Consider the following 24,401-nt stretch of genomic DNA (forward strand, 5'->3'; position numbering starts at 1 on the left):
CCGGAAATTGAAAGGTCTACCAATGAAAATCATCAAGCGAATGACCGGGACCGTGTCATTGCTTGGATTGGCAGCAGGGGCGTTCCTTGCCGGCGCACCCGCGGCTCAAGCCGGCTCAACGTGCCCCTACGAGAGGCTGCGCTTGTACTTCAACAGCAACTACGAAGGGGCGCGCGCCGACACCCAGTACTCGGACGGTTGGCTGGGTGACGAACTGTTCAACAACGGCCCCGCCGGCGCGAACGGATGGAACGTCCAGGTCAACAACAACGCCGCCTCGATCATCAACAACACCAGCGAAACTGTCTGGGTCTACGACGATTCCCATTGCGGCGGAAACCCACTCAGCATCGGACCCGGCGGACGATGGAACCTCGAGGCCCTGGGATTGAAGAACAAGGTGTCCTCGTTCTTCATCGACAACAGAGGCAACTGCGCAAACCGATGAGTACCACAGCGAGAGGCCTCGAGCCGATGACCGCCTGGAACCTGGCCTTTCGCTGTGGCAATGGCGTCGGCAACGCGCCAGGACGAACTGCCGTTGCTGCACTGCCAAGCCAGCCGCCTTCAGGGTGGACAGGCGGCCATGGTCCGGGCGTTCGTTGGGAACACTGGCCGCGCAGCCTCAACACCGGGTTGCCGATGATGCATGTGCTGACTCTCTGGCTGCCCGCAGACTTCCTACGGCGCGGGCCACAGTTCCCTGGGATAGCCATCTTTGCCGGCGAGGGCCAGTTTGCAGTGGAAGACACATCTGCCATTCCCAGCGCGGAATCAGCCGATCCTTTCCTGCGTGACCTTGCAGCAGCCCAGGACCATCCCGGCCTGCTGAGGCGAAGAGACGTGATCGACGGGGAATTCGCGATCCTTTGGCTCACCCACGATGAATTGGCGGCCGGACCAACAGCGCCCCGCCCGGATCTTCGTGCCGGGGGTGGCCATGCGGATGAGTCAGAAGGTACAAACGCCTGGGACAACGTTGAGCCAACCACAGACATTTGGCTGATCCCGCGCGCCGATCCCAATGCCGGCAAGGCCCCCGTCGAACTCTGGGGAGATGAAGTTGGCCCGGATGGATATGTCAGTCCCTCAACAGGCGACGGACTCACAGACTGGGCAGAACCCCTGTTTGCCATGAGCCACCTGGGCGGGACGGCCTTTCCCATCCAAGCAATGCCTGACGGGCTTACTCCTTGGTACCTCGAATTGGAAGAAATTTCAGGGCTCAACTTTGGCGGTGGCGGCAATGCCCAATTCGACCTGGAATCCGATACGTTCGACTGGGCTTGCGGATAGTACAAAGGTGGACGCTTACCCCTTGAGGCAGAAGTACGCCATCCCGAGTACGCCCCGGTAGCCCTCTTCATAGGCAGCGCGCTGTTCCTCGTATTGCCGACGGACCTGATCTGCGGCGGGATGGTCGGCATCATGTGCCTCCAGCCAGCGGGTAAACCGGTTACGAAATCCGGCTTCGAAAACGTCCCACTCCTGAATGCTCGCCTGGTCCTCATCCACCACCTCGAAACCGGCGGCGCGGATCTGCTCGCGTAACGCCTCGGTTGTCAGGTACTCGTCATCACGGCCAGCCAGAGGGGCGGTAGCAGCCGGGTGCGGTGTTGCTGACCAGATCGCTTCTCCGTAGACGAGCCGGCCGCCAGGAAGAACCAGAGTTCGAAGGGCACGGAGTGCTGCGGCGTAGTCGAGGGGCTGCGCGTCCTCTACCGGCGGTCCCCAGATCTGGCTCGCGCCGATGCAGATGACAGCGTCTGCGGGGCGGTGCTGGCCTTCTGCCCCAGTATTCGAATCGAACGTCGCCCTATCCAGCAGTCCACGGATGGATGCCTGCTGCGTCGCCCGGTCGATGAATGCGGAGGCACGGTCCACTCCGCGTCCCCGAGCCTGCGGGGCCGACGTTAAAACCCGAAGAAGGAGTTCGCCCCATCCGCACCCCATGTCCAGAACCTCAGCCGGCGCCGGGTTGGACAGGAACGCCACGAGGTGGGCGGCACGTTCCTCGGAAAGCGGGGTGAGCCAGGTGAGGGACTCATGCAGGGGCGGCAGTTTAAGCGAGGTGTCGTCGGTCACTCCATGATGCTCTCACGACTCATGGATGCGAAAACCTACTCCACCGTCACCATCACCGACGGCCAGCCCGAGGCTCCATCGGGCACGGGATCGGCGAGCTTGTCGGTCTGGGTTTCGCCGGTGCCGTCGGTGGCGCGGGCTTTGACGTAGTGAAGGCCGGGTGTTGCGTCCCATTCATAGGACCACTGGCGCCAGGTGATGGTGGAGGCTTCGTCGGAGAGGGTTGCTTCCACCCATTCGCCGTCGTCGATCTGTACTTCCACTTTGGTGATGCCGCGGGTCTGGGCCCAGGCTGTGCCGCCCACGGCGACCTTTCCGGGAGGGAACTTGGCAAAGGATTTGGGTACGTCCACGCGTGCCATCGTCTTGATGGGGCCACGCTCGGACCAGCCGCGTTCGGTCCAGTAGGCCTTGCTGTCAGCGAAGCGGGTGACCTCCAGTTCCACTACCCATTTGGTGGCGGAAACGAAGCCGTACAGCCCGGGAACCACCATGCGCACGGGGTAACCATGCTCCACCGGAAGTGGCTCACCGTTCATGCCAATGGCCAGCATGGCATCACGGTCATCCTGCAGGACGTCCAGCGGAGTGGAGGCGCTGAAACCGTCGATGGAGCGTGAGAGCACCATGTCCGCACCGTCCTTCGGCTTGGCCCGTTTCAGGACTTCGCGGATGGGAAGGCCCAGCCATTTGGCGTTTCCGGCGAGCTTTCCACCCACCGGGTTGGAGACGCAGGTGAGGGTGACGTGCGACTCGATGAGGTCGGCGTCGAGCAGGTCCTGGAAGGTGAGGGTGACCTCTTCCTCGACCATTCCGTGTACACGCAGCGACCAATCGTTGACGTTGATTTCGGGGACGCTCAGGGCCGTATCAATGCGGTAGAACTCGTTGTTCGGCGTCAACCAGGGGAAGACTCCTGCCACCGGGGACTGGACGCCCGCCGGCACGGGAGCTGCCGCCTTGATCGGAGCCGGCAGCCGCAGCGCATCACGGGCCTGGGCAACGTTGTTCCGTGCTGCGCCCAACAGCCGCCCACCGGTGGCCGCAATTCCGGCAGCAACGGCGGTGACTCCGGCAGCGGCGAAGAAGCGACGACGGCTGGTTCCGGCCCCGTCAACCTGCTTGTCGGCGTCGGCCGCCACGTCAGCGGGAGCTTCCGGCCATGCTTTCAGCCTCCACAGCGGCACTATGAGTCGGCGGAGGGCGACCAGGCCGGCGATGGTTCCCAGGACGGAAGGGATGGCGTCGACCAAGCCGACGCCTGCGCGGGTCAGAACGGCGGCCACAATCACGGCACCCATGAACAGCACGCCCAGGACGCCCAGCGCCCACTTCTTGTAGGCCACTATGCCCAGGACACAGGCCAGCAGAGCGATCGTCAAGCCCATGCCCACGAAGAGCGCGGCTTTGTCGTTGGTGCCGAACGTGGCAATCGCAAAGTCCTTCATCCACGGTGGAGTGAAGTCGATGAACGTTGATCCCAGGGCGAATACGGGGGTCGCCCTGGCGGTGAAGAAGGCACCGATCAGCTCGGCGACGGCCAGCACGACGGCGGCAGACACCACGCCTGCCAACGCTGCCATGGTTTCGGGGCCTTTGGTCCGGAGTCCGAGCTTTTTCATGCCAGTAGTTCGTAGCGCGCGGGAGCAGGGATGGGTGCAGCCAACTGGTAGATTAATCCAGTCGATAGATATTCTCCCGAAGTAAATAACTTGCCTCGGGGTAAGCGCACAGGAAAAGGAACCATATGACCACGCCAAGCCCATCCCGCACGCAGTTCTTTGCACTGTTCTCGTCCATTCTTGCCATCACGGCACTGGCAGGCTGCAGCATCGGAGCGCCGGCTCCAATCAACACTTCCACCCCCGTTGCAACAAACTCCGCCGGGTCGCAGAGTCCGGACCCAAGCGCGGCTTCAGCCAGCGGGGAGGCAGAGACTGACAGCGACACCGCCGCCGGGAGGCTCGATCCGGCGACCGAAGATCTTTCCTGGACCAACGGCAACAGGATCATCGGCGATGAAAATGGTGGACACACCCCCGATATCGCCAGCTCACTGACGGACCCAACTGCCGGCTGGGAAGCCGACTACAGCCGCATGGCAACGGACGGCATGATGACCTTCAGCTCCGGCAACACGCGCTGCAAGGTACGAACGGTCCAGGCACGCAACAATCCCGCCGAGCTCGTTGCCGGCGACGACAAGGCATCAACCCAGGAGATCCTCGCCATCCTCTTCCCCGGCAAGACGGACCTCATTGCCAATGCCAAGGACGCGACGCTGGGCTATGGCATCGGCGGCAGCCATGAAGTGGACATGCTGGCCGTGACATACACATCTGGCGACGCTTATGGATACACCGCGGTAAGGACCTTCAACAAGCCGGCGGTCACAGTCAGGGTTGAAGCCCTCTGCCCCACCCTCGACACCCTCAAGGCCACCCTTCCCGAGATCCGAAAGAGCATTTCCATCAATGCCCGTTGAGGCCTGCATGGCCGCGTCACTTTGAACATTTGTTCATAATTTTCCTTGAACAGATGTTCAAGATGCACTAGCCTGCTTCGTATGACCCAAGCCACATTTTCCGATTCCGCCTCCACGCTTTTCATCAACGGCGCGTGGGAACCGGCCGCTTCCGGTGCGGTGCGCGCGATTCACAACCCGGCCGACGGCGAACTGGTCGCCACAGTGTCCGAGGCAGGCCGCGAGGACACCGAGCGTGCCATTTCCGCCGCCCGGGCAGCCTTCGATTCCGGCGTCTGGTCGAACGTTCCTGCCCCCGAAAGGGGTGCGTTCCTGCTCAAGGTCGCCGCTGAACTGCGCGAACGCCGGGAGAAGTTCGCCCGCGCCGAATCGCTGGACACCGGCAAGCGGATCATCGAGAGCCGCATCGACATGGACGACATCGCTGCCTGCTTCGAATACTTCGGACGCCTCGCCGGGCAGTCAGCGGGCCGCGTAGTGGACGCCGGGGACCCCGCCGTCGTGAGCAAAATCGTTTACGAACCCGTGGGCGTGTGCGGCCTGATCACACCATGGAACTACCCGCTGCTGCAGGCCGCGTGGAAGATCGCACCCGCACTGGCCGCCGGCTGCACCTTCATCCTGAAGCCTGCCGAACTGACCCCCTCCACCGCAATCCTCGCCATGCAGTTGCTCCAGGATCTCGGCCTGCCGAACGGCGTCGCCAACCTGGTGACCGGCCCCGGTCCGCAAGCGGGCGCACCGCTGTCCGATCACCCCGACATCGACCTGGTTTCCTTCACCGGCGGCTTGGAAACCGGCAAGCGCATCGCGGCTGCCGCAGCGGGCACCGTGAAAAAGGTGGCGCTGGAACTTGGCGGCAAGAACCCCAACGTGGTGTTCGCTGACGCTGACTTCGACGCCGCCGTCGACAATGCGCTGAATGGCGCCTTTGTACATTCCGGTCAGGTCTGCTCCGCGGGGGCACGGCTGGTGGTGGAGGAATCCATCGCCGGGCGCTTCGTTGATGAACTTGTCCGCAAGGCCAAGGACATCCGCCTCGGCGGTCCTTTCGATGAGTCCGCCGAAACCGGTCCGCTGATTTCCGCTGCGCATCGGGAGAAGGTGGACGCCTACGTCCAGCGCGGCGTGGCCGAAGGCGCGCGGCTGCGGTGCGGCGGCGCGGCCCCGGAAGGCGAAAAGTTCGACGCCGGGTTCTACTACCAGCCCACCGTCCTGGACCGCGTCCAACGGGGAATGTCGGTAGTCATCGACGAAGCCTTTGGCCCGGTGGTAACGGTGGAAACCTTCCGCACGGAAGACGAAGCCGTAGCCACAGCGAACGACACCATCTACGGGCTTGCGGGCGCCGTGTGGACCCAGGATGCCGGCAAAGCCCAGCGGGTAGCGGGCCGGTTGCGGCATGGCACGGTCTGGATCAACGACTACCACCCCTACCTTCCGCAGGCCGAGTGGGGTGGCTTCGGCCAGTCCGGCGTCGGCCGTGAACTCGGCCCCACCGGACTGGGCGAATACCAGGAAGCCAAGCACATCTACCAGAACACCAACCCCCAGGTGACCGGCTGGTTCGCAGATCACGGCAAGGAGAACTAAATGCACGTGGACAACATTGAGAACCTCAGCGAGCGCGGGTTCGATTACGTCGTCATCGGCGGAGGATCCGCTGGAGCTGCCGTCGCCGCCCGGCTCAGCGAAGATCCTGCCGTCACCGTGGCCCTGGTGGAAGCCGGCCCGGATGACCGGAACCTGCCCGAAATCCTGCAGTTGGACCGCTGGATGGAACTGCTGGAGTCCGGCTACGACTGGGACTACCCCGTGGAACCGCAGGAAAACGGCAACTCCTTCATGCGTCACGCCCGCGCCAAGGTGATGGGTGGCTGCTCCAGCCACAACTCCTGCATCGCGTTCTGGGCTCCCCGCGAAGACCTGGATGAATGGGAGTCGAAATACGGCGCTACCGGCTGGAACGCTGCTGCTGCCTGGCCTGTCTACCAGCGTCTGGAAAGCAACGAAGACGCCGGTCCGGACGCTCCCCACCATGGCGATTCCGGTCCCGTGCATTTGATGAACGTTCCCCCGAACGATCCCGCCGGTGTCGCGCTCCTTAACGCCTGTGAGCAGACCGGCATCCCCCGCGCAAAGTTCAATGACGGCACCACCGTGATCAACGGCGCCAACTTCTTCCAGATCAACCGACGTTCGGACGGCACCCGGTCCTCCAGTTCCGTCTCCTACATCCACCCCATCATGGACCGGGAGAACTTCACGCTGCTGACCGGCCTGCGCGCCCGCCAACTGGTATTCGACGCGGACAAGCGCTGCACCGGCGTCGACGTCGTGGATTCGGCTTTCGGCCGGACGCACAGGCTGGACGCGCATCGCGAAGTCATCCTGTCCACCGGCGCCATCGACTCCCCCAAGCTGCTCATGCTTTCCGGCATCGGCCCGGCCGCCCACCTGGCGGCGCATGGCATTGAGGTGTTGGTGGACTCACCGGGTGTCGGCGAGCACCTGCAGGACCACCCGGAAGGCGTGGTGCAGTTCGAGGCCAAGCAGCCCATGGTCCAGACCTCCACCCAGTGGTGGGAGATCGGTATCTTCACTCCCACCGAAGATGGCCTGGACCGCCCGGACCTCATGATGCATTACGGTTCGGTCCCGTTCGACATGAACACCCTGCGCTACGGCTATCCCACTACGGAGAACGGCTTCAGCCTCACTCCCAACGTCACCCACGCACGTTCCCGTGGAACGGTCCGGCTCCGCAGCCGGGACTTCCGCGACAAGCCCATGGTGGATCCCCGGTACTTCACCGATACCGAGGGCCACGACATGCGAGTGATGGTCGCGGGCATCCGCAAGGCGCGGGAAATCGCCGCGCAACCTGCCATGGCTGAATGGACCGGACGGGAGCTCTCCCCCGGCATCGAAGCCCAGAGCGACGAGGAACTGCAGGACTACATCCGCAAAACCCACAACACTGTGTACCACCCCGTAGGCACCGTGCGCATGGGGCCGGTGGAGGACGATATGTCGCCGCTGGATCCTGAGCTGAGGGTCAAGGGCGTCACTGGGCTGCGCGTGGCCGATGCCTCCGTCATGCCGGAGCACGTCACCGTAAACCCCAATATCACCGTGATGATGATCGGCGAGCGCTGCGCTGATTTCATCAAGGCCGACCTCCTCCGGGCCCACGGGACGGAGGAAACCACGACGGCGGAAGCCGGCTTCAGCTTGTCCCTTGCCTGAACAGGGACCCTGCTTTTAGACCCACGCAACAAAAAATGGGGGAAACAGCCGTTGGCACACCGTGGTGCCCGGCTTTTGATATACACCGCGTCCAATGACGGCCGCGGGCTATCACCATTCATGCATGTCTGAACTAGGAGTTCGAATGTCAGAACCCAGCAAATCAGGACCCTGCAAGAGCGATGCGAGCGGTATGGACGAGTTTGGCTATGCCCAGACCCTGGACCGCAGCATCGGCAAGTTTGCCAGTTTTGCCGCCGGCGTCAGTTACATCTCCATCCTCACCGGCGTTTTTCAACTGTTTTACTTCGGATTTTCGACGGCGGGACCCGCCTATGCGTGGTCGTGGCCCATTGTCTTCGTTGGCCAATTGATGGTGGCTTTGTGTTTTGCGGAATTGGCCGGGCGTTATCCGGTGGCCGGATCGGTCTACAACTGGGCGAAGAGGCTTTCGACAGGAACGTGGGCTTGGCTGGCGGGATGGCTGCTGCTGCTTTCCTCCATCATGGCCCTGGGTTCGGTTGCCTTGGCCCTCCAGATCACGTTGCCCCAGATCTGGGACGGCTTCCAGCTGGTGGGCGATGGCACGGGTCCCTACGACTTTGCCGTCAACGGGGTGATCCTGGCGAGCATCATGATCGGCATTTCCACCCTTATCAATGCGTTCGGCGTGAAGCTCATGACCATGATCAACAGTGTTGGCGTGTTCGTGGAGTTGGTGGCGGCCGTCCTGCTCATCATTGCGCTCATTTGGCACTCGGTCCGAGGGCCGGAAGTCCTCCTCGATACCGCCGGCTTCGGCGAAGATCATCCGCTGGGGTTCTTCGGGGTCTTCCTCATTGCCGCCATGGCATCCGGGTATGTCATGTACGGCTTCGATACCGCCAGCTCCCTGGGAGAAGAAACCAAAGACCCCAAACGCACCGCTCCCAAAGCGATCCTGCGTGCGGTCACGGCGTCATTCCTTTTGGGAGGGCTGCTTCTCCTGGGCGGAATCCTGGCGGCGCCGGATCTTTCCGATCCCAAGCTTGGAGCCGCTGACGGCGGTCTGCAGTACATCGTGTTGTCGGTGCTCGGTGGCCCGTTCGGCAAGGCTTTCCTGGCGTGCATCGTTGTGGCCGTGGTGGTCTGCACCCTGGCCGTCCACGCAGCTGCCATCCGAATGATGTTTGCCATGGCCAGGGACAACAACCTTCCCTTCAGCCGTCAGCTCAGCAAGGTGCACCCCACCCGGAAGACCCCCACAGTGGCTGCGATCGTCATCGGCATAGTGGCCGTCATTCCCTTGATCGTGAACATCTCCCAGCCGGCCATCTTCACCATTCTCTCCAGCATCAGCATTGTCCTGATCTACCTGTCATACCTGCTGGTGACGGTGCCCCTGCTGCGGCGGCGCTTCCTGAAGAAGTGGCCCTTGAAGGACGACGGATCGGAACCGGGATTCAGCCTGGGCAAATGGGGGCTGCCCGTGAACATCCTGGCCGTGCTGTGGGGAGGCGCCATGACGCTGAACCTGGTGTGGCCACGGCCCGAAATCTACAACTCCGTGCCGCCGTTCGAGTGGTACCTGCAATGGGGTGGCGTGATCTTCGTCGGCACAGTCATCATTGGCGGAACGCTCCTCTACCGTCTCCGCATCAGGCACCGCACCGGAGTCCTGGCCGAGCACGCCGCCGTCAGTGCACCATCCGGCGCGGGGCCGGACGCCGATCCGAACACAGACCCGGACGCCGATCCGGCCTTGGTGGCGGCACAGAACTCCTAGTCAGCCCATCCCCCAACCATGGAGCATCCCCTCGCCTGTATTGATCCGGCGAAGGGATGCTCCTTTCGTTTCAACTGAACCGGCGTCACTAGACGAATCGCCGCGTCTAGACGAACGCAGACTTCCCCGTCACTGCACGGGCCACGATCATCGAGTTGATCTCGTAGCTGCCCTCATAGGTGTAGAGGATCTCGGCGTCGCCAAACAACTTGGCCATCTCGTAATCCGTGGTGATCCCGTTACCGCCCAACAGCGACCTGCCCATGGCAACGGAGGAACGCGCCAACCGGGTAGTGGTGGCTTTGCACATTGCTGCCTGCACCATTTCGAGCTTCCCTGCCTGCTGGATCCGCGCGAGCTCCACCATCATGGACAGTGAGGCGTTGGCATTGCCCAGGATGTCTGCCAGCTGCTGCTGCACCAACTGGAAACGGGCCAGCTCCTTGCCGAACTGTTTGCGTTCCAGAGCGTAGGAACGGGCAATATCGAAGGCCGCCAGCTGGATTCCTGCCGCTTGCCATCCCACCCAAGCCCGGGAATCACGCAGGAGTTCATTGGCCCGCGAGAACTCCGTAGCCCCCGGCAGGAGGTTTTCCACGGGGATGCGGACCTCGTCCAACACGATGTCAGCATTTTGCATGATGCGCAGGCCGATCTTATGGGAGATCTTGGTAGCGGAGTACCCGGGGCGGTCACTCTCCACAATGAAGCCTTTGATGTGTCCGTCGGATTCGTCACGGGCCCAGACCAACGCGAAGTCGGCAATCGTCCCTGCCCCGATCCAGCGCTTGGCACCGTTGATGACCCATTCGCCGCCGTCGCGCCGCGCCGTCGTCGAGAGTCCTCCGGCGATGTCCGAACCGTGGTCCGGTTCGGTCAGGGCGAAGGCGCCCAGTTGGGTAAATGCCTCCAACCCCGGCAGCCATTTACGCTTCTGCTCCGGTGATCCGAGCTCGTCAATCATGCCGACGATCAACTCATTGTGGATCCCTACCAATGCCGAAAGTGAGACGTCCGCCCGGGCCACTTCGGTGTACATGAGGCCCTTGAACAGCATGGAGGAGCCGTCGGTCTGCAACCCGCCCAGGCCGAACTTGGCCATGTCAGCCAACAGCCCGAACGGGAACTCCTCCCGGTTCCAGTAGTCGATGCTCGCAGCCCGGATCTGCGCCTGCAGGAATTCCCTGATCTCCAGGTACCGCAAGCGCTCCTCCGTGGGGAGCAGGTCAATGACGTGCATCAAGTCCGCCTCCGGATAAGGAGGCAGGACGTGTTCTGGTGCCGCACCGCTGGTAACGGTGCCGGCAGCTTTGTGATCGAGCATTTGACCCCTTCGTCATGTCCCGCGCAGGCTCTTCCAAACCCTTGGATGTCCTAGTATATTGCAAGGTGATGTGGATCACTAGGCGGGGTGCTGAGGCAAGGGTGCCGGCATTACCCGAAGGCGAAAGGCGGACTATGACAGTCACAGAAGACTTCCGTGCGGCCCGCGACCGGCTGCTGGAACTACGCGAGGACTACAAGCAGGCGCACGCCGGGTTCCAATGGCCTCGCTTTGAGGAGTTCAACTTCGCCCTCGACTGGTTCGATCACATCGCGGCGGACCCGGCCCGGGGCGACCAGCCGGCCCTGGTGATCGTGGAACAGGACGGCAGCTCCATCCGCCGCACTTTCAAGGACCTCTCGCGCAGGTCTTCACAAGTGGCCAACTGGCTGCGCGGCCAAGGCGTCCAGCGTGGCGACCACATGATCATCATGCTCGGCAACCAGGTGGAACTCTGGGAACTCATGCTCGCCGGCATCAAGCTGGGCATCGTCATGATCCCCACCACCACACTCATGGGCGCCCGCGATCTCCAGGACCGCGTGGAGCGTGGAGGGGCTGCCTGGGTGACCGTAGGAAGCGCCAACATCGGCAAATTTGCCGACGTCGAGGGTAAATACACCCTGATTGAGGTCGGTTCCGAGCGCGCCAATGCGGACGCCATGCAGTACTCAGACTCGAACGACGCCGGCACGGACTTTACGCCCGACGCCCCCACCAAAGCCGACGAGACCCTCCTGCTCTACTTCACGTCCGGCACCACCTCCCGGGCCAAACTGGTGGAGCACACCCACACCTCCTACCCCGTGGGCCACCTGTCCACCATGTACTGGATCGGCCTGGAACCCGGCGACGTCCACCTCAACGTCGCCTCGCCCGGCTGGGCCAAGCACGCCTGGTCCAACGTCTTCACCCCCTGGATCGCCGAGGCTACCGTCTTCATCTACAACTACCAGCGCTTCGACGCCGCCGCCCTGATGGACCAGATGGGCCGGGAAGGAGTCACCAGTTTCTGCGCCCCGCCCACCGTGTGGCGCATGCTCATCCAAGCCGACCTCACTCAGCTCACCAGCCCGCCGTCGAAAGTGGTTTCGGCCGGCGAACCGCTCAACGCCGAGGTCATCGGCCAAGTGGAGGATGCCTGGGGCGTCACCATCCGCGACGGCTTCGGACAGACTGAATCCACCGTCCAGATCGCCAACACCCCTGCCCAGCCGGTGAAGATCGGCTCCATGGGACGGCCGCTGCCAGGGTACGACGTCGTTCTGGTGGACCCGCTCACCGGACAGGAAGCCGACGACGGCGAACTCTGCTTGCGCTTGGACCCCCGGCCCGTGGGGCTCATGAAAAGCTACTTCGGCGACGAAGCCAAAACGGCCGAGGCTTTCCGCGATGGCTACTATCACACCGGGGACATGGCGAGCCGGGATTCCGACGGCGTCATCACCTACGTCGGCCGGGATGACGATGTCTTCAAGTCCTCCGATTACCGTTTGTCGCCTTTTGAACTCGAGAGCGTCCTGATCGAACACCCCGCAGTGGCGGAGGCCGCCGTCGTGCCTTCACCAGATGCCGTGAAGCTGTCGGTGCCTAAGGCCTTTGTGGTGTTGGCCGCCGGATATGAAGCCGGACCGGCTGTTGCGGAGGACATTCTCAGATATTGCCGCGAGCATCTGGCACCGTTCAAGCGCATCCGCCGCCTGGAGTTCGGCGAGCTGCCCAAGACCATTTCGGGCAAGATCAGGCGTGTTGAACTGCGCGGGACGGAAGTCGCCCGGCATGGCGATGGTCCATTGCCCGCTGGTTTGGGCGTGGAATACACCGAGGAAGAGTTCCCGAATCTGAAAGACTAGCCAACAGTAGGCCAAGCAAGCAGTAGAACTTGCAAGCGGTAGGCCAAGCAAGCAAACAAAGGAGGCCCATGGGCACGCCACTCCCCCGCGACCCCATCGCCGATGCCCAACGCAACTGGGAACGGCATGGCTGGGGTGATGTCGCCGCGCCCATGGCCGCCATTACCGCCATCATGCGAACCCAGCAGATCCTGCTTGCGCGTATTGAGACGGTCCTTAAGCCGTTCGGGCTGACCTTTGCACGCTACGAACTGCTCGCACTCCTGAGTTTCGCCCGCAGCGGCGCGCTGCCCATGAACAAAGCCAGCGCGCTCCTGCAGGTGCATCCCACCTCGGTGACCAACGCCGTCGACCGCTTGGAAAAGGCAGCCCTGGTTGCCCGGTCACCGCACCCCACCGATGGGCGCACCACCCTGATCGAGCTCACCCCTGAAGGCCGAACGCTCGCCAAAAAAGCGACGGCGGCCCTCAATGCCGAGGTCTTCGGACAGTCGGGATTCGGGCCCGACGACGTGGACCACCTCATCCGCGTGCTGGGCAGCTTCCGGAGGGACGCCGGAGATTTCACCGAGGAATAGGGCTTACGCCTGTCTACGTTCTGAAGGGATGGTGGCCGGGCAGTGGTGGAGCCTTTGATTGGTATGTGTGACCGGTAGGGGTGCTGATTTCCAGGGCGTGAACGTCCCCGGGCATGACCTTGGTGCTCCAACCGGCGTTTTCCTTGGTGTGGTTGCACGCTTCGCATAGACCGGCGCCGTTAGCCAGGCTGGTCCCTCCTCCGGAACGCCACGGAACCACATGGTCAATATGCCGTATGGGCGCATCGCAATAAGGAGTCCGGCAACTATCGTCGCGGGTTTCAATGAAGCGCCGAAGCCCACCCGTGAAGAGCCGGGCCTTGGAATCGGTAGCAAGCAGTTCCCCTGTGCCCGGCGCAGTGTAGAGCCGGCGAAGCCATACAGTGAACTCTGCGTTCAGCCCTGCCGCGGGACCCTGGCTGGGGTGCCCTGCTCTAGAGGCTGGGTTCACGCCCGCCTGACCCACGGCTGAGGCTTGCCCCAACGCGAGCAGTTCCCTTCCCCATTCAGCGGGGACGATTCCGTAGCCTTTGAGCCTTGCTGGTTCGCTGTCGCCTTGGAAAAGGGTGCGGTCAGTCATGACGAGGTCCAGGTTGATCCCCGAAATCCCGCCCGGGGTGCCCGTAATGCGTGCGGTGAGGGTGTCGGCCATGAGCTGGCCCCGACCCCGGGTATCCCCGCTGGAACGGGCAGAATCAGCCGCTCGAGTCAATGCGGCGTAGACCGCTACGCCCTGGGCTACCGGAAGCAAGGCCGTCAGGTATGTCATAGTGTCCGGGGCCGGACGGAGGCTGACGGTCCGCTCGGCCGCAGCACGGCTGGCACGCCCCACCACTGACCGCGGATCCCGTCGATATGCGGCAGCTTTCGCGGCGGCAATGATCGCCTTATCGCCTTTGCCGTCAAAGGTCCCGGTGTCGGGGGCGAGCTCCTCGTCGACCGCACAACGGTCCTCGACAGACAGGCAGGCCGTTTCCTTAACAAGAAGCGTGGCGCGCCATTCATTCAAGTTCCCCGATTTCAGGGCCGCCAAGGTGCGGGGCATCTCCGTGACAAGGGCTTTCGCCAAGCCCAGGAGACGCGACCCACGGTTCGGTGACTCGCGCCGGGCCAACGCAACCTGGGCTCCCACACCTTGTCCACGCTCGGCCGCAGGAACGCCTGCCTCGGCTTGCTCGGCGCGCTGGGCAAGATCAAAGGCCACGGCTATCCGCGCCTGCAAAGCGGAGATGGCAGACTTCATCTCCTCCAGGACCCGCAACTGTTCAATGAGGTCGCTACTGACGGTGCTGGCGGGTGCAGTGTCGGGCTGAACTGGGCTGGGCGGAACTCCGCCCAGAGAGTGGGCGGACGTGGCAGCAGCAAGCGGACCCGCCACCCCGGCGGCCGCTCGATTCTCCCCAATTCGCTCCATGCCCTAACTCTGGCAGCAGCCACCGACAAAATAACGTCGGTGACCGCACGTGGAGCGCAGTGGGCGGGACGCTCAGGGAGGGAGTCCCTCGGAGGACCTCCCTTAAGCGGGACTCCCTCCCAGTCCATAACCCTGATGTTCTGGAGTCATGACCACAACTCTCCCCAGTACCAAGACCCGGCGCTTGCCACTAGTGACCTACGTTCTGGCGGCAGGCGTGTTCCTGATGGGAACCACCGAGTTCATTGTTGCGGGCATCCTGCCGGAGATCGCCACTGATCTTGGCACGTCCGTAGCCGATGCTGGCCTCATGATCACGGTCTTCGCGGTGGGGATGATCGTGGGCACGCCCACCATGTCCATCTTGACGCTCAAGCTGCCACGCCGCCTGACGCTGAGCCTCGCACTGGTGGTCTTCGCCGTGGGCCACGTCATCGTGGCGCTAACCTCCGATTTCACCCTCATTCTTGGCGCACGTTTCCTCACTGCTTTGGCGACTGGCGCATTCTGGGCGGTAGCCGCCGTCGTGGGTGCCAAAGCGGCGGGCGCGGCTTCAGCGTCCCGGGCGCTGGGCGTTGTCCTCGGCGGTGGCATGCTCGCCAACGTGGTGGGTGTACCCCTTGGATCGTTTGCCGGGCAGGTGGTGGGCTGGCGGGGGCCGTTTTGGGCGTTGGCTGTCCTCGCGTTGGCGGCCTCCGGTGTTGTGTACCGGCTGGTACCGGCCAGCCAGGAGTCCGGCGCTGCTCCGTCAGTGCGGGCCGAGCTTGCCAGCATGCGTGATACCCGGGTCTGGCTTGTCCTGGCCGGCTGCGCGATCGTGTGCGGATCGTCCTTGGCCGCCTACAGTTTCATCTCGCCCTTGCTGACGGTAAACACCGGACTTGCCGCTTCCGTGGTGCCATTGGTGCTGGTGGCCTACGGCGTCGGGGCGTTCATAGGCTCGAATTTGGGAGGCCGCTTCGGCGCCCGCCACCCCTATCCGGCGCTCTTCATCCCGGCCGGCATGACATTCCTGGTGCTGGGTGCCCTTGCACTGTTCTCCCGCTACGCGCTGGTCACCGTGGTGCTGATCTTCCTGCTGGGGCTTTTCGGCATGGCTACCAATCCGATCCTGATCAGCAAAGCCGTTGGTTATGCAGGCAACGCACCGACTTTGGCGTCGGCGTTGAGCACCTCAGCATTCAACTTCGGTACGGCAGTGGGCTCGTGGATCGCTGGTTACGCCTTGGAGTCGGCGCTTGGTGTCACAGGTCCTGTGGTGGTGGGAACAGTGATCGCCGCACTGTACTTAGTGCCCCTTACCTTGCTGATGCTCAAGGATCGAAAGGCAGGTGATTCGGCATGAGGCGCTCCATTCCTGGGCTGCAGGTGCCGGCAATAACGGTTACATTTGCCCTTGCCCTGCTTCTGGCACTGCCCGGTTGCAGCCCGGCACCAAAGGACGGGCCAGCTCCGGGACCAGACGATGGGACAGCACGACCCCGGGAAACAGCCACCACCGCAGGGACATCAGGACCCTGGGAGTCACCCACCACCGCCGTGGACAGCGTGGCAGGTACCGTGGTCCGCTTCAGCACCCATTCGGAAACACTGAATGTGACCATCGACGAGGACAGCCCCGCCACCCGGGACTTCCTGAGCATGCTGCCCCTCACCCTCACCATGGAAGAGTTCGCCGGCCGGGAGAAGATCGCCGACCTGCCCAGGCCTCTCCGCCACGAAGGCTCACCCGGATCCGACCCCGGGGACGGCGACCTCATCTACTTCATCCCTTGGGGAAACCTGGGGTTCTACTACAACGCATCGGGCATCGAATTCTCGGACCAAACCGTGCACCTGGGACGCTACGACGCCACCCCGCAAGAGCTCGCGCGTTTTGAGGGCCAGGAAGTGCACGTGGAAGTCGTGCGCTGACCCTCGCAGGCACCGCAGCCTGCGGCAGCGCGACGGGGCGGCAGCACCGCCGTCGCACGCACCGCCGTCGCACGCACCGCCGTCGCACGCTGTCCGGCGGTCAGCTGTCCGTTCGAGTCTTTTCCGACGCCGGGTGGGCGCCTTGCCCGTATTCGCTGGCCGCCCATGATGCCAACAGTTGCAGGCGCTCGGCCGACGGCGATCCGGGTTCCGCCGCGTAGATGGTGAGGGTCAATCCAGGTTCTGCTGCCATCTCCAGGCCCTCAAACGCGAGCGTCATCTCGCCGACAACCGGGTGGTTGAACGTCTTGAACCCGGTGCCGTGATGGCGGACGTTGTGGGCTCCCCAGCGAGTGCGGAATTCCTCGCTGCGGGTGCTGAGCTCGCCAATGAGGTCGTGAAGTTCTTTGTTGTGCGGGTCGCGGCCAGCCTCAGTGCGCAGGATGGAAACAGTCACCTCGGCAAAGGCGTCCCAGTCCGGATAGAACTGACATGCACGCTGGTCGAGGAAGGTGAACCTGGCGATGTTGGGTGACTGGCCGGGCATGTCGTAGCAGTCCTTATAGAACGCCCGGGCCAAGGGGTTAACAGCAAGCAGGTCCATCCGGCCGTTCCTGACGAAGGCGGGGCCGGCCGTGACGGCGTCCAGTGCCCATTGCAGGCTCTGGTGGGGAACATAGGACGTGGAGTTCCGGCGCCTCGGGGGCCGCGCTACGGGACTGGCGGCGTGGGCGAGATCGAACAGGTGCGCCCGCTCGGCGTCGTCCAGGTTCAGTGCCCTGGCCAGGCTCTCCAGTACTTGCGGCGAAGCGCCACTGATGGCGCCGCGCTCCAAACGCGTGTAATACTCCACGCTCAGCCCCGCAAGCGTGGCAACTTCGCTGCGACGCAATCCCTTGACCCGACGGTTGGATCCCGTGGGCAAGCCAACCTGTTCCGGTGCCACCTGTGCCCGCCGGGAAATCAGGAATTCGCGTACTTCTGCCCTGTTGTCCATGCCCTCCATGCTAGGGCGGGTCTTTCATGGGAGGGAGTCCCTGAGAGGGCCTCCACCACGGCAACGCCGGAAGGGGATGGTTACGTCTCCTCGGAGGCGGCTTTGCGGCGTGAAACCAGCACGGGACTGTGGGCGTGGTGGAGCACGGCGTGGGCGGTTGAGCCGATGGTGCCTTTGATGAGGCCATGTCCTTTGGTCCCCACCACCGTGAGCCGAGCACCTTGTGAAGCTTTGACCACGGCACGGGAGAAGGATGAGTCCACCAGCAACTCGCCGGACACTTTGATCCCGGGGGCTTTGTGCCGGGCATGGCTCAGCACGGAGTCGAGCATCGCTTCAGCGTCCGGGTATGCCTCCACGGGCTCGCGCAACCGCCTGTAGCCCTCGGGCTCGTGCAGCACGTGGACGATCATGAGTTCGGCACCTGTTGCTGCCGCAAACAGGCATGCGTCCTCGAGTGCTGCCGGCGAACCTGTCTCATCCACCGCCAGCAGGACAGGACCGTTGGGATGGTCGTCGGCGCGGATCACAGCCACCGGGCATTCAGCGGTTGCCGCCATCTCCAAACTCACGGACCCCACCAGCAAGCCCATGAATCCGCCAAGGCCCCGGCTTCCGAGCACCAACATCCCGGTTCCGGACGAAACGTGGACCAGATGATCGCGGGGCATCCCGTGCAGCAAGGTGCCGCGAACATCCAGTTCGGGGACGGTCTCCTTGGCCAGGGCTACCCCTTCTTCCAGGACTTTGTGCGCCGCGCGTTCCAAACCGCTGTCGGCCACTCCAGGGACCGGACCCCGGTTCTGGGACAGCAGTACCCACAACGAGCAGTGGACAATCTGCAGCGAACAACCCCGCAAGACCGCATGCCCGGCCGCCCATCGGACCGCCCGGTTGGCCTCTTCAGAGCCGTCATAGCCAGCCACGATCGTCTTTGATGCGTGCTCGTTCATCATGGCCAGAGCCTACGCCGGCCACCGATGAGGCACCAGAGCGTCATGTTCGCTTCCAAACCACGGCACGCTGCTAGGCTCCGATGCTGACACTTCAGGAGGAAACATCGTGGGCTTTGCCGAAGAACTCAGGAACCAGTCGGCCATTGATTGGGACGCAGCAGTGAACCATCCGTTCGTGGACCAGCTGCTGGACGGATCCCTTCCTGATGAGCGGCTGCGCCAGTACCTGGTGCAGGATTACCAGTTCTGCGATGCCTTCACCGCCCTGCTGGGACAGGCCGTTGCCTCAGCACCTTCGCTCCCTTCACGCCTGGTGTTTGCCCGGGTTCTGGGGGCTTTCGCCTCTGACGAGAACACGTATTTCCAGGACTGCTTCGATGAACTGGACGTCCCGGAAACGGAGCGGACATCGCCTGCCCTCGGAAGTGCCACCCAGGCCTTCGACGCCCTCATGCGGGAAGCCCTGGCGAGCCGCTCCTACCCAGAGGTCCTCGCTGTGCTGCTGGTCGCTGAGTGGCTTTACGGAGAGTGGGCCGGCCGCGCCGGAGGTCCCGCGCAGTGGCCCTCCGAACCCAAGCACTCCGAATGGATCCGGCTCCACAACAACCCTGAGTACAACGCGTGGGTGACGTGGCTGCGAGACGAGTTCGACGCCGTCGAGCCTTCACGCCCGCAGGAGCGGCAACGCGTTGCCGTGGTCTTCGCCGAGGCCGTGCGGCTGGAGCGGGCGTTCTTCGACGCGGCGCTTGTCCCGGACGAGGCCTACGCCGCGAAGTAGGAGCGGACGGGCCCCTGCTCAGCGGCCCCGTGTTCATCAGAACCACGGCAGGCCTCGGAACTTCCCGTCAGGTCAGTCCAGTGCCAGCTCCCGGGGCAGTAATCGTTGTCGCAAAATTGCCAGGTCATGGGTCCCTCAGTCCGCTTGCTTCGTGTCTCCCTCAGTAGGAGGCGCAATCAGATGGAACATGACGGAGGACGGACCGTGAGCTGCGCCGCAATCTACGGACCAATGCAGCGGACAAATGCAGCGGAACTCCCGGCACTACCCGGTAAACGCGAAGATCAGCGCCGAGCCCAGGGACAAGAGACCTATCCCGTAGCCCACCACCAAAGCGGCGATGGCAAAGCCCCGTCCACGTTCACCGCGCTGCTCGATCTGGTTCAGTGCCACGTGCCCCGCCCCCACTACGAAGACCGCGATTACTGCCATGCCCGCGAAGAACAGCCCCGCGAGGGCAAGGACGGCCATGGCCGCAGCCACCAGGGCCTGCCGGTTGATCGGCTGGGTGGATGCTTCAGTGTGGTTAGCCTGAACGATCTCCGTTGACATGTTCTCTCCCCATTTGTAAGTGCCCCGAGTCTATCCCCCGGCACGCCCCAAAACCTGCGCGAATTACCGGTGTTTGAACTCCGGTTGGCGCTTCTCGCTGAACGCGGCCATGCCTTCCTTTTGGTCCTCGGTGGCGAAGAGCGAATGGAACACGCGCCGTTCGAAGACCACCCCCTGGGACAGGCCCATTTCGAAGGCCGCGTTGACGGCTTCCTTGGCCACCATGGCGGCGGGTTTGGACTTGGAGGCGATGACTTCCGCTGCCTTGACCGCTTCGTCGATGACCTCAGCAGCAGGAACCACCCTGGAGACCAGGCCGGAGCGTTCGGCTTCATCAGCGTCCATGAACCTGCCGGTCAGGACCATGTCCATGGCCTTGGCCTTGCCGACGGCGCGGGTCAGCCGCTGGGAGCCTCCCATTCCAGGGATCACGCCCAGGTTGATCTCCGGCTGGCCGAACTTGGCGTTGTCGCCGGCGATGATGAAATCGGCCATCATGGCCAGCTCACACCCACCGCCCAAAGCAAAGCCGGAAACAGCCGCAACAACAGGGATCCGGAGGCGGGTGAGGTCCTCCCAGCGCCGGAACCAGTCCGCCGCGTACATGTCCATGTAGCTGTTGGAGGACATTTCCTTGATGTCGGCACCGGCAGCAAACGCCTTGGCCGATCCCGTGATTACTACTGCGCCCACGTCGGGATCGGTGTCCATTGAAGTGACGGCATCCACGAGTTCATTCATCAGTGCAGTGTTCAGCGCGTTCAACGCCTCCGGCCGGTTCAGGGTCACCAGGCCAACGCGTCCCCGACGCTCCACCACAATGTTCTGGTACTGCTCCGTCATACTCTCCCTCTCGCCAAGCTCCATCAATCCCTTACCCTTTCAAACCTCTCACGCGGACTTGTCGCGGATCTCCGTAATGATGCCGGAGAAGTCCCTTCCCGCGCCTTCGCCTGCAGCAAAGGCATCGTAAATCCGTGATGCCAGCGGCCCCATCTCCGCCGCGACACCCGTGCTTTCCAACGCGTTCAGGGCCAGGCGCAGGTCCTTGGCCATCAAAGCTCCGGCAAAACCAGGCTGGTAATCGCGGTTGGCCGGGCTGGTGGGCACAGGTCCCGGAACGGGGCAGTTGGTGGTCAACGCCCAGCATTGCCCCGAGGCGTTGGAAGCGACGTCGAACAACGCCTGATGTGTGAGGCCCAACTTTTCACCGAGAACAAACGCTTCGGCCACCGCAATCATGGACACTCCCAGGATCATGTTGTTGCACACCTTGGCAGCCTGCCCTGCGCCGTGGTCTCCGCAGTGGACGATCCTCTTCCCCATCAATTCCAGGATGGGCTTCACGGTCTCGAAGTCCTCCGGCAAAGCACCCACCATGAACGTCAACGTGCCGGCTTCGGCCCCCACCACACCGCCGGAAACCGGGGCGTCCACCGAGCGGTGCCCGGCTTCAAGGGCAACGGCGGCAGCTTCCCGGGCTTCGTCCACATTGATGGTGGAACAGTCCAGGAAGAGTGTGTTTGGCCGCGCAATGGAAAGCAGCCCCGGGCCGTCCACCCCACGATAGGCATCCAGGACGTGCTTGCCGCTGGGCAACATGGTCAGCACCACTGCCGCCTCCGCAGCAGCTTCATGCGCCGTGGCGGCCATCGGAATCCCATGGGCCACCGCTGCCTCGACGGCTGCCGGAACGGGATCATAGCCAATGACGTTGTGCCCGGCCTTGATCAGGTTGGCCGCCATCGGCCCACCCATATGTCCGAGTCCAAGGAACGCGATGAGTCCCGTTTCCGATCCTTGGATATCTGCCATGGCTGCATTCTCTGTCATACCGTCTCCTTCGACTCGCTGCCCAGTGTGGCCAAACCCAGTTCCCGTTCCCCGAGCGGCGCAAAGTAGCCCTCGACGTCGGACGGGCGGACGTCTGCCAGGATGGGCGGCTTCCATTGCGGATTCCTGTCCTTGTCCACCACCTGCGCCCGGATGCCCTCACGGAAGTCAGGACCGGCCAGGCAGCGAAGCCCCACGCGGTATTCCTGATCCAGCGCTTCCTCGAGCGGGAGTCCTCGGACCCGTCGCAACGACGCCAGAGCGACCTTCACGGACGTCGGTGACTTCGCCTCGATCGTGTCCGCCGCAGCGATCGCCTGATCGCCCAAAGAGCGAAGGCTCCGCACAATTTCTTCGGCGTCGTCATGCACGTATGCGGCGTCGATCCACTCGCGCTGTGCCGCCAAAGCTGACTCCGGCGCGGCTTGGGCAAAGCGCCCGACGGCGGCTTCCGGCGTCGAGCTTTCCAGCGCTTCGGCCAGTGCGGGCAGGTTTTCGGACGGCACGAAGTAATCGGCGAGCCCCATGAACAGGGCGTCGGCCCCCGAGAGGTGGGCGCCGGTCAGGGCTGCGTGGGTTCCCGTCTCCCCCGGCGAGCGGGACAGCAGCAGCGTGCCGCCGACGTCGGGCACAAAACCAATGGTGGTCTCGGGCATCCCGGTGCGGGTCCGTTCGGTGACAATCCGGACCGAGCCGTGGGCAGAGATTCCGACGCCGCCACCCAGCACCAGGCCGTCCATGAACGCCACATATGGTTTGGGGTACTGCGAAATGAGCAGGTTCAGGCGGTACTCCTCAGCCCAGAACTCCGCAGTTTCAGTGCCGCCGTGCAGCATGTCCTTGTAAATGGCCACGATGTCACCGCCTGCGCACAGCCCACGGTCACCGGCGCCGCGCACCAAAACCGTGGCAACGGCGTCGTCGCCGGCCCAATCGGTCAGCTGCCGGAGCATGGCTTCCACCATTCCCGCGTTCAGCGCGTTGACCGCCTTGGGGCGGTTCAGGGTGACGATCCCCAGGTGGCCGCGACGCTCAAAGAGGACTTCTTCCCCTGCCGCTTCGGACCCCATCAGCTGCCTGCCGGCATGATGAAGCTGGCGCCCTGGCGGATGCCGGAGGGCCACCGCGACGTCACCGTCTTGGTCTTGGTGTAGAAGCGGAAGGCGTCTGCGCCGTGCTGGTTGAGGTCGCCGAAACCGGAGGCCTTCCAGCCACCGAACGTGTAATACGCGATCGGCACCGGAATCGGCACGTTGATGCCCACCATCCCCACCTCCACGCGGCTGGCGAAGTCGCGGGCGGAGTCGCCGTCGCGGGTGAAAATGGCGACGCCGTTGCCAAACTCGTGCTCGCTGCAGAGCCGCAGCGCTTCGTCGTAGTCAGCTGCACGCAGCACACTGAGGACCGGTCCGAAGATCTCTTCCTTGTAGATCTTCATGTCCTTGGTGACGTTGTCGAAGAGGGTGGGGCCCACCCAGAAGCCGCCGTCGTAACCGTCCACGGTCAGCCCGCGGCCATCGGCCACCAGGGTTGCGCCTTCGTCCACGCCGGACTGGATGTAGCCCTCAATCCGCTCCTTTGCAGAGGCTGCCACCACGGGACCGAAGTCTGAATCCTTATCCAGGCTGTGGCCTACCTTCAGGTCCTTGACGCGCTCGGTCAGCTTGGCCACCAACGCATCGGCAGTTTCCTGGCCCACGGGTACGGCCACGGAGATCGCCATGCAGCGTTCGCCGGCGGAACCGTACCCGGCACCAATCAGGGCGTCGGCTGCCATGTCCAGATCGGCGTCGGGCATGATCACCATGTGGTTCTTTGCCCCGCCGAAGCACTGCGCCCGCTTGCCGTGCGCGGCTGCTGTGGCGTAGATGTACTGGGCAATGGGCGTGGAGCCAACAAAGCCGATGGCCTTGACCCGTGGATCCTCGAGCAGTGCATCCACGGCTTCCTTGTCGCCGTTGATGACGTTGAAGACGCCGTTCGGAACTCCTGCCTCGCTGTAAAGCTCAGCAAGGCGAAGCGGCACTGAGGGATCCCGTTCGGAAGGCTTGAGGATAAAGGCGTTACCGGCGGCGAGCGCGGGACCGGACTTCCAGAGGGGAATCATGGCGGGGAAGTTGAATGGCGTAATACCTGCCACCACGCCCAGGGGCTGGCGAAGCGAGTGGACGTCGATCCCCTGGCCTGCGTTGTCCGAGAACTCGCCTTTGAGTAAGTGCGGCGCACCGGCCGAGAACTCCACAACCTCGATGCCGCGTTGGATATCGCCCTTGGCGTCGGCGAAGGTCTTGCCGTGCTCAGATGACAGGAGTTTTGCCAGTTCATCCATGTTCTCGTTGACCAGGTCCACGAACTTGAGCAGGATGCGTCCGCGGCGTTGCGGGTTCATGGCCGCCCATTCGAGCTGGCCCTTCTCGGCATTTGCGACGGCGGTGCGGACCTCGTCCGCGCTGGCCAGCGGAAGCCGGGCCTGGACTTCGCCTGTGCAGGGATCGTAGACGTCACTGAAACGGCCGGACGTGCCGTCCACCCTCTGGCCGTCCATGTAGTGGGAAAGTTCGCGCACCATGGTGAAATGCTCCTTTGCATCGTGAATGACTGCCGTGCCGCTGGTTCTG

General features: G+C 63.5%; 22 protein-coding genes. 11 read left to right on the plus strand and 11 right to left on the minus strand.

The features are described 5' to 3' along the window. Positions 1-22: 22 nt before the first annotated feature. Together BLQ01_RS19565 and BLQ01_RS19570 are read left to right on the plus strand one after the other, a co-directional pair. Complete coding sequence (locus BLQ01_RS19565; RefSeq protein ID WP_091553777.1) at positions 23-448, plus strand: peptidase inhibitor family I36 protein; 426 nt, start codon at positions 23-25, stop codon at positions 446-448. A gap of 293 nt (positions 449-741) precedes the next feature. Further along, entirely contained in the window at positions 742-1,296 is a 555-nt protein-coding gene (locus BLQ01_RS19570; protein ID WP_139183521.1) for a hypothetical protein, read from the plus strand. A 15-nt stretch (positions 1,297-1,311) separates the two neighbouring features. Here the strand turns inward: BLQ01_RS19570 and BLQ01_RS19575 are convergent, their stop codons facing one another. Both BLQ01_RS19575 and BLQ01_RS19580 read right to left on the minus strand, forming a co-directional pair. After that, complete coding sequence (locus BLQ01_RS19575) at positions 1,312-2,085, minus strand: SAM-dependent methyltransferase (protein WP_091553781.1); 774 nt, start codon at positions 2,083-2,085, stop codon at positions 1,312-1,314. Positions 2,086-2,120: 35 nt separating this feature from the next. After that, on the minus strand, positions 2,121-3,707 hold the full coding sequence (locus tag BLQ01_RS19580) for a molybdopterin-dependent oxidoreductase (protein WP_254779542.1): 1,587 nt from the start codon (positions 3,705-3,707) through the stop codon (positions 2,121-2,123). Positions 3,708-3,832: 125 nt separating this feature from the next. On the opposite strand from BLQ01_RS19580, the gene BLQ01_RS19585 reads away from it, so the two are divergent. The 4 genes from BLQ01_RS19585 (at position 3,833) to BLQ01_RS19600 (ending at position 9,584) form a co-directional block, all read left to right on the plus strand. Beyond that, entirely contained in the window at positions 3,833-4,570 is a 738-nt protein-coding gene (locus tag BLQ01_RS19585) for a hypothetical protein (RefSeq protein ID WP_091553840.1), read from the plus strand. An 81-nt stretch (positions 4,571-4,651) separates the two neighbouring features. Beyond that, a complete protein-coding gene (locus tag BLQ01_RS19590; RefSeq protein ID WP_026548155.1) occupies positions 4,652-6,163 on the plus strand; it encodes an aldehyde dehydrogenase family protein in 1,512 nt (503 codons plus the stop codon). Next, entirely contained in the window at positions 6,164-7,819 is a 1,656-nt protein-coding gene (locus BLQ01_RS19595) for a GMC family oxidoreductase (protein ID WP_091553784.1), read from the plus strand. It begins immediately after the preceding gene. Between the two features lie 145 nt (positions 7,820-7,964). Continuing rightward, a complete protein-coding gene (locus BLQ01_RS19600) occupies positions 7,965-9,584 on the plus strand; it encodes an APC family permease (RefSeq protein WP_091553786.1) in 1,620 nt (539 codons plus the stop codon). Positions 9,585-9,690: 106 nt separating this feature from the next. Here the strand turns inward: BLQ01_RS19600 and BLQ01_RS19605 are convergent, their stop codons facing one another. Continuing rightward, positions 9,691-10,908 (minus strand): acyl-CoA dehydrogenase family protein, encoded by a 1,218-nt coding sequence (locus BLQ01_RS19605; protein WP_091553787.1) that lies wholly within the window; start codon positions 10,906-10,908, stop codon positions 9,691-9,693. Between the two features lie 134 nt (positions 10,909-11,042). On the opposite strand from BLQ01_RS19605, the gene BLQ01_RS19610 reads away from it, so the two are divergent. Further along, on the plus strand, positions 11,043-12,761 hold the full coding sequence (locus BLQ01_RS19610) for an AMP-binding protein (protein WP_091553790.1): 1,719 nt from the start codon (positions 11,043-11,045) through the stop codon (positions 12,759-12,761). Positions 12,762-12,829: 68 nt separating this feature from the next. Continuing rightward, complete coding sequence (locus BLQ01_RS19615) at positions 12,830-13,339, plus strand: MarR family winged helix-turn-helix transcriptional regulator (RefSeq protein WP_026542267.1); 510 nt, start codon at positions 12,830-12,832, stop codon at positions 13,337-13,339. Between the two features lie 13 nt (positions 13,340-13,352). Here BLQ01_RS19615 and BLQ01_RS19620 read toward each other — a convergent pair whose 3' ends face one another. Further along, positions 13,353-14,753: an HNH endonuclease gene (locus BLQ01_RS19620; RefSeq protein ID WP_091553793.1), complete on the minus strand. Its 1,401-nt coding sequence runs from the start codon at positions 14,751-14,753 to the stop codon at positions 13,353-13,355. Positions 14,754-14,901: 148 nt separating this feature from the next. Between BLQ01_RS19620 and BLQ01_RS19625 the strand changes: the two genes are divergently transcribed. Both BLQ01_RS19625 and BLQ01_RS19630 read left to right on the plus strand, forming a co-directional pair. Next, positions 14,902-16,098 (plus strand): MFS transporter, encoded by a 1,197-nt coding sequence (locus tag BLQ01_RS19625; RefSeq protein ID WP_091553796.1) that lies wholly within the window; start codon positions 14,902-14,904, stop codon positions 16,096-16,098. Then, the gene (locus BLQ01_RS19630; RefSeq protein WP_091553799.1) at positions 16,095-16,667 is read left to right on the plus strand and encodes a cyclophilin-like fold protein; all 573 of its coding nucleotides are present in this window, start codon (positions 16,095-16,097) and stop codon (positions 16,665-16,667) included. The genes BLQ01_RS19625 and BLQ01_RS19630 overlap by 4 nt, the downstream gene beginning before the upstream one ends. 100 nt (positions 16,668-16,767) lie before the next feature. Here BLQ01_RS19630 and BLQ01_RS19635 read toward each other — a convergent pair whose 3' ends face one another. Both BLQ01_RS19635 and BLQ01_RS19640 read right to left on the minus strand, forming a co-directional pair. Next, on the minus strand, positions 16,768-17,664 hold the full coding sequence (locus BLQ01_RS19635; protein WP_091553843.1) for a helix-turn-helix transcriptional regulator: 897 nt from the start codon (positions 17,662-17,664) through the stop codon (positions 16,768-16,770). Between the two features lie 80 nt (positions 17,665-17,744). Next, complete coding sequence (locus tag BLQ01_RS19640; protein ID WP_091553801.1) at positions 17,745-18,620, minus strand: universal stress protein; 876 nt, start codon at positions 18,618-18,620, stop codon at positions 17,745-17,747. A gap of 106 nt (positions 18,621-18,726) precedes the next feature. On the opposite strand from BLQ01_RS19640, the gene BLQ01_RS19645 reads away from it, so the two are divergent. Next, positions 18,727-19,398 carry a TenA family protein gene (locus BLQ01_RS19645; RefSeq protein ID WP_091553803.1) on the plus strand — a complete coding sequence of 224 codons (672 nt, stop codon included), beginning with the start codon at positions 18,727-18,729 and terminating at the stop codon, positions 19,396-19,398. 264 nt (positions 19,399-19,662) lie between these two features. Here BLQ01_RS19645 and BLQ01_RS19650 read toward each other — a convergent pair whose 3' ends face one another. From BLQ01_RS19650 to BLQ01_RS19670, 5 genes are all read right to left on the minus strand, one after another. Continuing rightward, positions 19,663-19,950 carry a DUF4190 domain-containing protein gene (locus tag BLQ01_RS19650; RefSeq protein ID WP_051420990.1) on the minus strand — a complete coding sequence of 96 codons (288 nt, stop codon included), beginning with the start codon at positions 19,948-19,950 and terminating at the stop codon, positions 19,663-19,665. Positions 19,951-20,013: 63 nt separating this feature from the next. Beyond that, positions 20,014-20,793: an enoyl-CoA hydratase gene (locus tag BLQ01_RS19655; RefSeq protein ID WP_026542260.1), complete on the minus strand. Its 780-nt coding sequence runs from the start codon at positions 20,791-20,793 to the stop codon at positions 20,014-20,016. A gap of 48 nt (positions 20,794-20,841) precedes the next feature. Further along, entirely contained in the window at positions 20,842-21,783 is a 942-nt protein-coding gene (gene mmsB / locus BLQ01_RS19660; protein ID WP_035761142.1) for a 3-hydroxyisobutyrate dehydrogenase, read from the minus strand. Further along, on the minus strand, positions 21,780-22,853 hold the full coding sequence (locus tag BLQ01_RS19665) for an enoyl-CoA hydratase/isomerase family protein (protein ID WP_091553805.1): 1,074 nt from the start codon (positions 22,851-22,853) through the stop codon (positions 21,780-21,782). Before BLQ01_RS19665 ends, mmsB begins: the two co-directional genes overlap by 4 nt. Then, positions 22,853-24,352 (minus strand): CoA-acylating methylmalonate-semialdehyde dehydrogenase, encoded by a 1,500-nt coding sequence (locus BLQ01_RS19670; RefSeq protein ID WP_091553808.1) that lies wholly within the window; start codon positions 24,350-24,352, stop codon positions 22,853-22,855. Before BLQ01_RS19670 ends, BLQ01_RS19665 begins: the two co-directional genes overlap by 1 nt. Between the last annotated feature and the right edge of the window lie 49 nt (positions 24,353-24,401).

It is taken from the genome of Arthrobacter sp. UNCCL28 (assembly GCF_900102805.1).
GTDB classification, from domain to species: domain Bacteria; phylum Actinomycetota; class Actinomycetes; order Actinomycetales; family Micrococcaceae; genus Arthrobacter; species Arthrobacter nicotinovorans_A.